A 13,581-nucleotide genomic window follows, 5' to 3' on the forward strand; every position below is an offset into this window, starting at 1 on the left:
AGACGGCCTGAGCGCTGACGGCAAAGGAGCTAAGTCCTCCTCGCTGCCAGCCCTAAAGCGCCTCTTCGATACGCGACACCCTCAGCTCGAAGCCTGCGCCAGCACCGCCTCCAACCGTCCCCTGCTTGCAGCTCTCAACTTCATCAAACCAATTTCCCGCGCCATCGCAATCAGCGCCTCCTCACCTGACTTTCCAGAATCGACAACCCCCAACGCGAGCGACAGCAATTCCTGCTCGCAGATCTCATCCACTCCGCGTGCGCTGTCCTCATCAAAAGGCCATCTGAAGGCAACTTCGGTACCGGGTATAACGCCATCGGGCCAGTAAAAGACTCCAGCGGCTTCTTCCGTGGCGCCGACGCATTGCCGAGCAATTTGTGCGACACGTTCCTGAATGCGGCTGCCGGTGCGCTGAAAACCGTGCGCACGAGCAATGCGGCGAGCGAGTACTGCGTCGAGCACAGGGCCTTCATGCCGGACAACCCATTCAACCATCAGTCTTAAAACTTCGTCATAAGCTGGCTCGTAGAACTGTTCGACCGAGATAACTCCTGCCTCTACAGCGTCTTCTGGCAGCGATGCACGGAACTGACGATCCGCGTTGTTGGTGACGCTGAACGCAGTCATAGCAGACGTAGTTGCGGCACGGACCTCAAGCGCCTCAGGGGATTCGTTCACGGCCTCCTGCGATGACACCAGCGGCTTTACCGCCGCACTGGCGATGGTCAGCGCAGCCTCCCCCAATGCCTTGTCAGTATCCGGCACGCCCTCGTCGACAGTTTGAGCTTCGGCACTTGCTGCCTGCGTACTGGCTTCGAGTGCCCGGCGCTCACGGTCCTGGGTAAGCAAGTCATTCAAGCGCGCATGCACGCGCTCCAGCGTGCCGCCTGGGTTAACCCACCAGTCGGTGGACCAGATCCGTTCAATCTCCCAACCCAAGCCACGCAGCACTTGTTCGCGCAGTTTGTCGCGGTCACGTGCAGTGGCTGACCGGTGGTAGGTGGCGCCATCGCACTCGATGCCAGCCAAGTAACGCCCAGCGTGATCGGGATGAACCACGCCCAAGTCGATGCGGAATGAAGATGCACCGATCTGGGTATGCACTTGCCAACCCTTGCGCCCCAGCGCCGCGGCGACAGCGCCTTCAAAGGGGCTGTCGAAATCACCTTGACTGCCGTGATGTGCTTCGGCCAGGGCACGGGCACCGCGTTCGGCGAATTCGAGGAAGTGCTTAAGATCGCGCACACCGATTGCCTTGGTGCGGGAGAGGTCCATTTGCTCCCCTTGTAGGCTGGAGAACACGCGCAGTTCATGGCGCGCGCGTGTCACCGCGACATTGAGTCGGCGTTCACCACCATCGCGATTCAGCGGGCCGAAGTTCATCGACAGCGCGCCACTGATGTCGGGCCCGTAAGTGATGGAGAAATACATGATGTCGCGCTCGTCGCCCTGCACGCTTTCCAGGTTCTTGACGAACACGGGTTCGAGTTCTACCTCGGAAAAGAAGGGTTCCAGGCCTGGATCCTTACGGCGCTCCGCATCGAGAAGATCTTCGATCAGACCTTGCTGTTCAGAGTTGAAGGTAACCACGCCGATGGTAAGGCCTGACTGCCGGAAGCCCGGCGACTTGAGGCGCGCCACAAGGTCGGCAACCAAAGCACGTGCTTCGAGCTGGTTGATGCGGGCACCACCCTTTTCATATTGTCCATTGACAAGATGGAAGCTCACTGCACGATCTTCGGTGACCGGTGATGGGAAAGTAACCAGACTACCGTTGTAATAGCGATGGTTACTGAAAGCGATCAAGCTTTCGTGACGGGAGCGGTAGTGCCAAGAGAGGTTACGTGTGGGCAGGCTCGCTCCCAAGCATTCGTCGAGGATGCTCTCAAGATCGCCTTCCACGTCTTCCGAGTCCAGAGCTTCGGCTCGATCGAAGAAGTTGGTGGGAGGCAGTTGCTTGGGGTCACCAACCATCACCACTTGCTTGCCGCGCGCCATGGCTCCGATAGCGTCCCACACCGGAATCTGTGAGGCCTCGTCGAAGATGACGATGTCGAAGCTGCTGGCATTTGCCGAGAGGTATTGTGCAATGGAAAGCGGGCTCATCAACAGGCAAGGTGTGAGCCGCAACACCACGGAGGGAATATCCTCAAGCAATTGGCGTAGAGGTTTGTGCTGTTTTTTCTTGGTGATCTCGTGGCGCAGCACGCCCCACTCGCTGTTGCGCTGCAGGTTTTCCGATGACGGGAGCCCCGCGCAGAGCTTGGCGCGGATCCATTGACGAGTCACCTTTGTGAACTCCTCGTCAAGAGCCCGGAATTCGATGATGCGGCGTTCGTGTTCAGCCGAAACGAAGCGCTTGAGTACGTCGTCTTCATCGACGGCCTCCGCCAGCCACCAGCGAGCGTAGTTCACCTCGAAAGCTGCGGGTACGCGGGCAGGTTCAATATCACCAGCAACGATAGAATCGACCAATGCCGCCAATCCAGCACCACGAGCCGCAGTTTGAGCATTGCGCCAAGCACACCAAGCATGCAAACCAGCGTGTGCGCTGTCCAGTTGGAGGGCGACACCGCCCATCTCATCAGGAGTAAGGTCAGCAAATGCGCGCTTCACCTCCTCAGGCTGGCCTGCGTAGCTACTGAAAGCGGTGACGGCAGCGTTCAATTCCGCAAGTCTCGCAAGCATCTGTTGGCAGGCATTACTGATAGCGCCTCCTTCGCTCAGCTCAGTTGCGTGTTCAGCCAGCACGCGGTGCAGCGCCTGGCGAATGGCATCGAGTGACATTGCGGGTAGGCAAAGCCCGGAGAGCGCAGCATGCAGTAACGAATGGAAGCGCAAGGCATCGGTGATGGCATCGGTGTCGGAATCCAGACCTGCCCATACACCAGCGCAATGGATATCGACAGCGGTAAGACCAGCTAGCCTGGTCTCTAGTGCGGCACGCTCTTGCAACTGGGTATACGCCTGGAGCAAGCGAGAACCACAGTGGCCTTCGGCGACAGCCGGATGAGCAGCTTGAAGGGCACCGCGCACCTTCAGGCACAGGCGCTCCTGCTCGAAGGCCAGCGCAGCACGGAGTAGCTCAATATCGGTTTCATGCCCCTGCCAGAGACCGTCGCTGGCTTCCATCAGCGGCGCGCAATCGGCAATCTGCCTATCTAGATCCTGTAAGGCTTTTAGCCGGCGCACCTCAGCAACCCAACGCTCCCCACAGTAGCCCTCGGCAGCTGGAGTCAGTCCATCCAGCGAGTAAGGGCGTTGAGCACGTGCGGCTTGCAGGCTAGCGTTGGCCAGCAGAGCGCTACGGGCATAGTCGGTGCGGGTCTTCTCTCCCGCCCACAGGCCCTCGACAGCCGCCCCCGGATTCACCTCGCCCACTTCGTCACGTAAACTCTTGATCCGCACCAGCGCCGCCAGATCCTCGGCGATGCGGGGTTCGTCAGTGCTTTCAATGACGGACTCCAGCGTGCTACGAACTTTACGTTTCCCTAACCAAGCCAGCGGCCAGAGAGCCTTTTCTGCCTTGGCCCAGTCGCGCTGAAGCAGCGTGATATTGAGTTGCGCGACGCCCGAGCCATACTTCACAGACAGACCGTCTCGCAGTTGCGCGATCTCCTCGATGCGCTGAATACCATGCTGTAGCTCATCGCTCACGGCAGTGGGCCATGCCGTACCCAGCTCAGCATGCACACGGCGATGCTGGTCCAGCAGATCCAGCGCATGACGCAGTTGGGCCTGTTGCTCGGGGGGCCAGACGGAGGGCATCCGGCTCGAGCTTTCGCGATGTTGGCCGAGTATCTCGGCTCCAGCCTTCAGCTCCGAGCAGAGTTCGGCACTCTGCGGCAAGACACTGAAACTCCAAGCTTTACCAGCCGCTTGCGGTAAGGCCTTGGCGATGACACCGAGCGATGAACGGACGTTGCGGTGCAGAACCGGAGTATCAAACCCCAGTTGCTCGCACAACTGACGAGAGGCAACGATGAGACGGTCGCAGGATTCACTCAGAATCTGTGCAGCGCGCACCATCTCCTGCTGCCAGCGCGCAGACCATTCGCTCAAATGTACTGGGGTCAGTGGTCCTGCATGGAGTGTCTGAGCCCCAACTGCCATGGCGTTGGCCTGCAATCTGCCCGCTAACTCGCGCAATGCAGCCAGAGCCTCTTCGTCGTGCTCCCGTGGCGAAGGCCAAGAGAAACGGAGATCGGGAATAGCTTCACCACCGACCACACTACCAATGGCCCGGTACACAGTCAGGCCATTGCCGTGTCTGTGGTGCAGGCGTTCGACGTAAGTCAACAGGTGTTCACGCACACGACTGAGTTGGTGGGCTTTAGCCGCCCAGTCAGCTGCATCCTCGCTGCGAGAGTCCCAGGATTTTTGCAACTGAGCCAATACATCAAGCTTGCGAGTCTTGTTGGAGTGCAGTTCGAGGCAGAACTCACCCAGGCCGACTTCACGAAGACGGCGGTAGACAACATCCAGTGCAGCAATCTTTTCGGCCACGAAAAGCACGCGTTTGTCTTCGGCCAAGCATTGGGCGATGAGATTGGCGATGGTCTGGCTCTTGCCGGTACCCGGTGGGCCGATGAGCACGAAATCTTTGCCTCTGGCTGCAGCCATCACGGCCGAGAGCTGAGAGGAATCGGCTGGCAGAGGGCTGAATACCTGCTGGGGCGTATAGTCAACATCAAGTCGGTGTGCATCCGGAAAGGGCACGGTCAACTGGTAGGGCTCGCGTGGCGTATCGATCAAGTGAGCCACCACGGGGGACTTGCGCAGGTCTTCAGAGCGCTCTGCCAGATCCTTCCACATCAGGTACTTGGCGAAGGAGAACATTGACAGCACAACGTCCTCGCTGACCTCCCATCCTCGAATATCCTTGATAGCGGCACGCACACGCTTCCAGATGTCAGCGATGTCCAGCCCGGAATCATCACGCGGGAGATCGCCCTGCGGCACGCCAAGTTCGAGCTGGAAGTCCTGGCGCAGCATTTCGACGAGCGTGGGGTTGAAACGCGGCTCGTCATCGTGCGCATGCAACGAAAATCCAGATCGAGCACTCTTGCGATCCAGCGTCACGGGCAGCAGGATCAACGGGGCCTTGACCCGGTGGTCTGGCTTGTCGGGCCGTGTCCAGACTAGGAAACCCAATGCAAGGAAGAGCGTATTGGCCCCCCCTTCCTGTAGAGCATTGCGGGCACCACGATAGAGATCGACAAGGCGATTCTCAAGCTCCTGCTCTTCGAGGCGAATGAAAACCTCGCGACGCTTCAAAGCGTCGGCCGCATGCGCCTTGCGCAAGTCCTCCAAGCTACGGGCTTCGTGCAATTGGAGGCTTCGTGGATCGCGGCCCTGCATCAAATCAGGACTGGGCAGTAATTTGAGTGTTTGCCCCTCGGCTACCGCATCTTCAAGGGCCGGCGCCGCCGCATCGAGTTGTAGCGCATTCTTGCCGCCCTTGAAATTGAGCAGAGCATTACGCAACGACAGGTCTAGTAGTTTGCGCTGCCAACGGGCCAGCCGATCCTTCGGATCCAATTCTGTACTAGGGACTTCCTGCACCACCTCGTCGGGCAGGTCGGGAGCATCCTCGAACGTGACTACTGCTTCGGCTTCATGAATAGGCTGGGCTTGTTCAGCCACTACCTGCCCCAAGGCCAGCGGCTTGATGCGCGACATGCGGGCACGCTTCACATCCACTACCAATTCAAACTTGTCGTCCTCACCCTCGGATAGCTGACGATCACCTTGAGATATGGCTTGGCTGAAGCTGACAGGGTGGCCTTGAGCCGCCAAGGTTGTCTCAAAAACAAGCATCTCCTGAAGCTGGAGGCGCTTGCGGACCGCCGTGATGTCGTCAACGACTACAGTAGAGAACGTTTCATCCCGCAACCACAGCCCCACAAAAGCATGACCATGTGTGAGGATCAAGAGCGGATTGAGGTTTGCCTGTTCCAAGCACGATGCAAACAGCAGCGTAAGGTCCAGACACGTAGCCAAGCCAGCATCAAGGATCTGTCCCGGGCTTCGCACCTTCTGCCCCCGGTGCTCAAAACTGGCTGGCGGCAGAGCATAGTGAAGCTTTCGTTGCAGAACGGCAGTCCATATCCCGGAGGCCAATTCCCAAGCGCGTTTGGCGCCGTGGGTATAACCATCAATGGAACCAGACTTGCCACCAGCCTGCAAAGCCTGAGCCGCAGCTTTGAGTACGTGATCGACGGCAGGATCATTGGGCTGCACAAAGGCAGCCACCATCTCCGGGACATAGCCAATACCGCCCCACTGATTACGGGCCAACAGTTCGACCACACGATCGTGCTGGGCAATAATCGTCTCGGGTTCCTTACGGCTTCTAAGCTCGAAACACAGTGTTGCGGGTTCAGCCTCAGTAAGGCGAGACAGCAGGGAGCCATCCAGTTGAACGTCCAAATCAGCGATGTGAAAGGTCTCGCCGGCACCGATCGTATCAATACTCCAAGTCCGAGGCTTCAGGAATGCAGGCTCGGAGGTTATGGTGATAGTCAATTCACTGATAGGAGCCAGTGTCTCATTGACAATTGCCAGCTCATGCAGCGCGGGGACCGAATTTTGGAAGTCGGCAAGATTTAACTTGTCAACAACAGCGACCTTTAGGTGAACTCCTGGCGCCGGCGAGACTGGGGTCGAGGATGTTTCGATGATTGGAGCTACCTCTTGCAGCTGACCCACTTCTTCGTTCATGCGCGGTTCTCTCTGAATCGTGTACTTAAGCGTGGAGAAAGAGGCCATCAGAAAGTCATGAACGCCGGCATGACTGGATTGCCTGGCAGGCCGTCGCCCGAAGACGCTCTGGCCAAATCCCTGCTCCTTCGAATCTCGGCCCCCTCGGACAAACGCACCGGTTTTTTCGATCATCGCATGCGCGCTTCATCCCCCCTATGCAACAGATCACTCGCCTCCAACAACGAAAACGTCAGCTTCGCTTTATTCCGGTCAAACATGTAGATAGCGCCCAAGGGCACTGCCGTCACTACCATTCCGCTCAGCACGGCAGTTACTTGGCTATTGAAGACATTGAGCATCGGGACGGGTCGAATTGCCTTGGAGATGACGTTGGCCACATAGACGCCCAGCACCGCGGATGCGGTTCCGAGCATGACGACTTTGATGCTTTCGAATTTGTTCTCGTCGTCGCTCAGGATCACTCGCACCGAGCGCACCACTGACAATGTGCATTCCCGAATGATCGAGAGCATGAATGCGGGCATCTTCACGATGAGGGAGATGAGTATTTGCGGGATGGCGCTGAGGGCTCCGGCCACGCCTCCGTCGATGCCCGCCTCTTTGGCTCGCGCCCAGATTTTCCGCTCATCGAAGCGGCGGGCCAGCTTGTCGGAAATGTTTTGCTTGCGCGCCTGTATATTGGCGAGCAGGCCGTTCTCGTCGAAGAATCGCCCGTTCTTCACGATGTCCTTGATCTCGTCGACAAAAATGTCGATGGTCTCAATGACGATGAGGCCTACGACCTGTTGTGCGGCCATGCGCATGCCTGCGCTGGCGCAAGTCAAACCGACCTCTTTCAGTGCATCCCGATGCTGTTGGTGCAGGCGCTCCTGGGCTTTTTCGTAGCGTGCCATGGCGTCCGACTCGCGAATGGAATACTCGTCATCGCCGATGGTGAGATGCAGCAGATCCGGGTTGTCTGCGTCGGCACGAAGCTCGCCTTTTTCCTTCTTGTACGCCAGGTAGTCGAGCAGATCTTTTGAATTCTTCGAGCCATTAACATGCTCATCCGCAAACGTCAGGTTGTCCCCGTTGTTCAGCAGTTCGATGATTTCATCGTCGTTTGTGGCAACGCGGAGCAGCCAGTCGTCGTAATACTGCTGCTTCGGGATGATGTGCTCGATATCCGTATCGTAGGGATTAAGCGGGGAATCCCTGTTGTAGCCATTTTCCAGGGGCTCCATCCCGTTCGCGCGAGCAGCAGCCCGTTCGTTGTTCATGCGCGCGAAGTTGGGATCGTCATGCAGGTTGTTTTCGGATTTGAACGTCGTGTAGCTATCCGACAGATTGGCGTAGCGGGCTTCGAGCTTGTTGTCGAGTCCGGCCATTACAGGAGCCAGACAAAATGCGGAGATGGCGCGCTGGAAAGCCTCGCGCTTGCACTGCTCGAAGATGTCGTCGATGTCTTGCGGTCGCGAGGGAAGCCGGTTGCGAATCCCTTCCACCATCTCGGCGGTGGTCTTGTCCACCTCAAATGTGGACTTGAAGTAGCTCGTGACCTTTTCTGCGCCGAGGTCCTTGTACTTACCGAATGTGTGAGCGTAGGTCTCGGAGCGCTTCAGCGCTTCTACATCGACCTCGGCAAGCTTCTTGTTGGCAGCTCTTACCAGTTCGGAGGCTCTGTCCTTGCCCGCAGTGAGATAGTCCCCTCCCCGCTCCAACACGCCATCCTTGAGGCCCGAAAGCTTGGCGCCCAGGTGTGCCTCACTGGCAGCCCCGATCGCTTTTTCAGTGGTCAACGCAATGGACTCCTTCAACCCAGCCCCCAGGTCCGCAATCTTTCCAAGTAGCCCCATCTGCTAAACCCTTGAATCGTGATCTCTTGAGGCTCCCACGGAATAACACATGAAAGCTATGAGGATTGTCCATGTTGGGCAGTGCGGAACTTCATTTTTGACAGCCATACCTCCTTGATGTGACAAGGCCCGGCGGATTGCCGGGCCTGCCAAGTTGGGCGTCAAACCTGTACTTCTGACTTCAGTGTGCGTACCTAGGTTGCTGTCGCCTCCTCCGCCTTCCCTGCCCTCGCCCGCGATTTCCGCTCCGACTTCTTCTTCAAGCCTAGCGCCGCGACCTGGTCCGAGTCCACGCCGTATTGCGCCTTGAACTGGTTCTTTACGCCGAGGATGGCGGCGTGGAATTCGTGCTGAATGGCGACGGCCGCGTCGCGGGCAGCGGCGTAGGTGTTCTGGGTGTGCAGTTCGGCGTCGAGGGCGGCCTGCAGTTTGTTGAACAGGGCTGAGACGACGTCGAAGCTGTAGTCGGTGTTGGCCGGCTTGTAGTCGGGGATGGCCTTGAAGGCGCGGTAGGTTTCGAGGTCAGCCAGGGTCACCTGACTGGGGAGCCGTTTCGAGAGCGGGTTTGCCATGAGTCCTCCTGCGTGTGGTTTGGAAGGGAATGCGAGGCTTGTTGCATTTATGTTAAATACCTATTTCTTATAACTCAATAGCATATTTTATGTTGCGCGGTGCACGGTCGATGTTGTCGCGTCCACATTCCATGTTCACCGCGTCGCATTCGATGTGGCGGTGTGAACATGCTTTGTTGTCAGGTGAACATGGCACCTTGAGCAGGCTGGTATCGAATGTGGCGGCAGGCGCATCGATCAAGGCGCTGGGCACATAAGATGTTGCGCTGGCCTTGCTCTACGAGCGGGCCGCCACATCGTTTGTGCACGCCGCACTCTTTACCGTGCACGCAGCTTGGCGTAGTCTGCGCGGCCAATCCTTTCGGCATACTCGGTCGACATCGACCGAGCGCCTTTCACTTTCGTCTGTTCCGGCCTTCTCCATCATGTCGCAGCACCTCGCGGTTTTCGATTTCGACGGCACGCTTGCCGATTCCTTCGATGCTTTTCTTGTGTGCCTCAACGAGGCGGCCAAGCGGCATGGTTTTCGGGGTATTGCGCCGGATGCAACGGAAGAGCCGCGCAAGATGTCGGGGCGGCAGTTGATGGATCACCTGGGGATTCCGTTCTGGAAGGTGCCGGCGATTGCGGTGGACATGCGGCAGCGGGTGCTGGCGCATATCGACATGGTGCGGCCCTATCCGGGCACGGCGGAGGCCTTGCAGGCAATTGCAGGCCAGGGCACGGCGCTGGCGCTGGTGACGTCCAATTCCCGCGAGGCGGTACATGCGGTGCTGGGGGCCGAGACCCTGGCGCTGTTTGCCCAGGTGCATTGCGGTGCGTCCCTGTTCGGCAAGCGTTTCAAGCTGCAGGAGTTGTTGTGGTCGAGCCGGCTGAAGCCGCAGCAGGTGGTGTACGTGGGTGACGAGATCCGCGATGCGGAAGCCGCGGCGGCGGTGGGCATGGCCTTCCTGGGCGTGGCCTGGGGTTTTACGCGGGCGGCGGAGTTCCAGAAGTATTGCCGGCATCCGTTGGTGGAGCGCATGGCCGATTTGCCGGCAGCCATTGCGGACGTGCTGCCGGGCTAGAACTGGCCCGTGGGGCTGCCGGACTTCCGCCTGGAAGTTTAAGCCGGCACCACCGTCGTTCCGCAACACAAGCCCAGGAAGATCGATGATGTTCAAATTCAATCGATCTGGCCGCGCGCGGAGCGATCCCCCTATACTGGCGCCGTGAGGTCAGACAACGGATCCCAAGTGCAAGAAGACCAGCCCAAAAGCTTGCTGCACCGCCTGCGTTGGCCCCTCGGCGGGTTACTGGTGGTCATTGTTGTCGGTGGCGGCGTGTTCGTCGCCGACGAGGTGAAGACGTCGCGCTTGCAGGCGCATTACCTGGCGCGCTACGCCGCCGACCTCAGCTATGCGGTGGTCGATGGCAGCAGCGACGCCATCCGCACACCGGCGCACGGCCCCTTCGACGAGCGCATGGGCTATAGCGAACTGCCCAAGATCGGCGCCCGCCTCGCGGCGCACGGCTTCCGGCTGACGCGGCAGGCGCACTTCTCCAACGCGCTGCTCGATTACACCAACCGCGGTTACTTTCCGCCCTACCGGGAGAAGACCTCGGCCGGCCTCACCGTCACCGATTGCCGCAACGAGACGCTGTACCGTTTCCGCTATCCCTTCCGGGCCTATACGGACTTCGCGGCGGTGCCGCCGCGCATCGCCCAGGCCCTGACCTTCATCGAGAACCGCGATCTGCTCGATGACGCCCGCCCCTTGATGAACCCGGCGGTGGACTGGGTGCGCTTCGGCCGCGCCGTGCTCGGCCGGGTCGGCCGCCTGGTCAATGAGGATTTCGATGCGCCGGGCGGCAGCACGCTGGCCACGCAGATCGAGAAGTTCCGCCACTCGCCGGACGGCGTGACGCCCAACAGCAGCGAAAAGCTGCGCCAGATGGTGTCGGCAAGCGTGCGCGCCTACCGGGACGGCGAGCAGACCCTGCCCCAGCGCCGCGACCTGCTGGTGGACTACCTCAACACGGTGCCGCTGTCGGCGGCGCCCGGCTTCGGCGAGGTCAACGGCCTCGGTGATGGCTTGTGGGTGTGGTTCGCCGCCGATTTCAACGAGGTCAATGCACTGCTCGCTGCGCCCGAGGATAGCGGCCCGCGCCTCGCTGCCCAGGGCCGTGCGCTGCGCCAGGTGGTGGCGTTGATGATCGCCCACCGCCGGCCGTCCTACTATCTCGCCCCCAAGGGCCGCGACAACCTCGGCCAGTTGTCGGCGAGCTACATCCGGTTGTTTGCCGACAACGGCATGATCGGGGCTGCGCTGCGCGATGCGGCCCTGGCCGAACCGTTGAAGTTCCGCGACATGGTGGCCAACCCGGCCCTGCTGCCGGCCGATGCGGGCAAGGGGGCAACGGCGATCCGCAACCGCCTGGCGGGCCTCCTCGACGCGTCGCTGTACGAGCTCGACCGCTACGATGCGGACGTGTCCACCACCCTCGACGGCACGCTGCAGCAGCGTGTGAGCACCTTCCTCGGGCGGCTCGACGAGCAGGAGTTCGCCCGCCAGCAGGGCCTGATCGGTGAACACATGCTCGAGACCGCCAACTGGGGGAAGGTGCGCTACAGCTTCAATCTGGTCGAGGGCACGCCGGGCAGCAACCGCGTGCGCGTGCAGACCGACACCACCGACCAGCCCCTCGACATCAACGAAGGCAGCAAGCTCGAACTCGGCTCCACCGCCAAGCTGCGCGTGCTGACCACCTATCTCGAGATCGTCGCCGAGTTGCGCCAGCGCTACGTGGACAAGACGCCGGCCGAGCTGCGCAAGCTGCAGATCGACCCTCACGACCACATCAGCCAGTGGGCCATCGACTACCTGGCCCGCACCAGCGACCGCAACCTGCCGGCCATGCTGCAGGCGGCCCTGGCACGCAACTACTCGGCCAGCCCGGGCGAGAGCTTCTTCACTGGCGGCGGCGTGCATACCTTCAACAATTTCCGCAAGGAAGACAACGGCCGCATGCCCACTGTGCGTGAGGCCCTGCAGGGTTCGATCAACCTGCCCTTCGTCCGCCTGATGCGCGACGTGGTCCGCTATTCCATGTACCAGGTGTCGGGCAGCACGGCGCAGTTGCTGCAGCAGGCCGACGATCCGCGCCGCGCCACCTATCTGGCCCGCTTCGCCGACAAGGAGGGGCAGGTCTTCCTGCGCCGCTTCTGGCACAAGTACCAGGGCATGAAGGCGGCCGACATCCAGGACGAGTTCCTCGACGGCCTGCGCCCCGGCGCCGACCGCCTGACCGCCGTCTTCCGCTATCTGTCGCCGCAGGCTTCACCGGAAGCCCTCGGAGCCTTCCTGCAGCAGCGCCTGGAGGGCGAAAAGCTCAACGCCGAGCGCATCGCCCGGCTGTACACCCGCAATGCGCCGGAAGCCTACGACCTGACCGACCGCGCCTACGTGGCCCGCGTGCACCCGCTCGAACTGTGGCTGGTCGGCTATCTGATGGCCAAGCCCGACGCCAGCTGGAGCGAGCTGGTCGAGGCCAGCACCGCCGAGCGCCAGGCCGTCTATCGCTGGCTGTTCCGCACCCGCTTCAAGGGCGCCCAGGATTCGCGCATCTTCACGCTGCTGGAGGTCGAGGCCTTCCTCGACATCCACCGCCGCTGGGCGCGCCTCGGCTATCCCTTCGGCCATCTCGTGCCCTCGCTGGCCACCGCCCTCGGCAGCTCGGGCGACCGCCCGGCGGCGCTGGCCGAGCTGATGGGCATCATCGAGAACGACGGTATCCGCCAGCCCACGCTGCGCATCGACAGCCTGAACTTCGCCACCGGCACCCCCTACGAAAGCCGCTTCGCCAGCGGTGGCGAACAGGGCGAACGGGTGATGGCGCCGGAAGTGGCCGCCGCGCTGCGCAGCGCGCTGTCGGAGGTGGTGGAAGGCGGTACGGCGCGGCGCCTGGCCGGCGCCTTCAAGCTCGCCGACGGCAGCACACTGGCGGTCGGCGGCAAGACCGGCACGGGTGACAACCGCATCGTGCTCGGCCGCGGCGCGGCCCGTGGCGTTGCGCTGAACCGGACGGCGACTTTCGTGTTCTATCTTGGCCCCCGCCATTTCGGCACGCTGACCGCCTACGTGATCGGTCCGGACGCTGCACGCTACCGCTTCACGTCGGCGCTGCCGGTGCAGATCCTGAAGTCGATGGGGCCGCTGCTGCTGCCGATGCTGGAACCCGGGGCGAGCAATCGCTGCCCCGCCCCGCCGGCCGCGCCCCGCAACGTGGTGGTTGCCTCAACGAACGCAGCAACCTCCGGCACGGCGGATAGCGCACCTCCGGCAAAGCCGTAATCGACGGAATCCTGCTTCGGAGAGGCCGGCGACGGCCCCTGCCGTGCACTACGCGGGCGCCAACTTCACCTACATCAAGGCCAGCTGCGACATTCCGCCGCAGACTGGCGCCCA

5 protein-coding genes are annotated in these 13,581 nt (G+C 60.9%); 2 read left to right on the top strand and 3 right to left on the bottom strand.

What is annotated here, in order from left to right:
- Positions 1-81 precede the first annotated feature (81 nt).
- From AC1PQG_RS15485 to AC1PQG_RS15495, 3 genes are all read right to left on the bottom strand, one after another.
- A complete protein-coding gene (locus tag AC1PQG_RS15485) occupies positions 82-6,723 on the bottom strand; it encodes a DUF3320 domain-containing protein (RefSeq protein WP_481118715.1) in 6,642 nt (2,213 codons plus the stop codon).
- Between the two features lie 170 nt (positions 6,724-6,893).
- On the bottom strand, positions 6,894-8,504 hold the full coding sequence (locus AC1PQG_RS15490) for a hypothetical protein (RefSeq protein ID WP_481118716.1): 1,611 nt from the start codon (positions 8,502-8,504) through the stop codon (positions 6,894-6,896).
- A 251-nt stretch (positions 8,505-8,755) separates the two neighbouring features.
- Positions 8,756-9,133, bottom strand: a complete 378-nt coding sequence (locus AC1PQG_RS15495) for a hypothetical protein (RefSeq protein WP_481118717.1) — start codon at positions 9,131-9,133, stop codon at positions 8,756-8,758.
- A 425-nt stretch (positions 9,134-9,558) separates the two neighbouring features.
- Between AC1PQG_RS15495 and AC1PQG_RS15500 the strand changes: the two genes are divergently transcribed.
- Together AC1PQG_RS15500 and AC1PQG_RS15505 are read left to right on the top strand one after the other, a co-directional pair.
- Positions 9,559-10,200, top strand: a complete 642-nt coding sequence (locus tag AC1PQG_RS15500) for an HAD hydrolase-like protein (protein ID WP_481118718.1) — start codon at positions 9,559-9,561, stop codon at positions 10,198-10,200.
- 168 nt (positions 10,201-10,368) lie between these two features.
- Positions 10,369-13,467 carry a transglycosylase domain-containing protein gene (locus AC1PQG_RS15505; RefSeq protein ID WP_481118719.1) on the top strand — a complete coding sequence of 1,033 codons (3,099 nt, stop codon included), beginning with the start codon at positions 10,369-10,371 and terminating at the stop codon, positions 13,465-13,467.
- The last annotated feature ends 114 nt before the right edge of the window (positions 13,468-13,581 follow it).

The organism is Zoogloea sp. GDB6 (genome assembly GCF_056724105.1).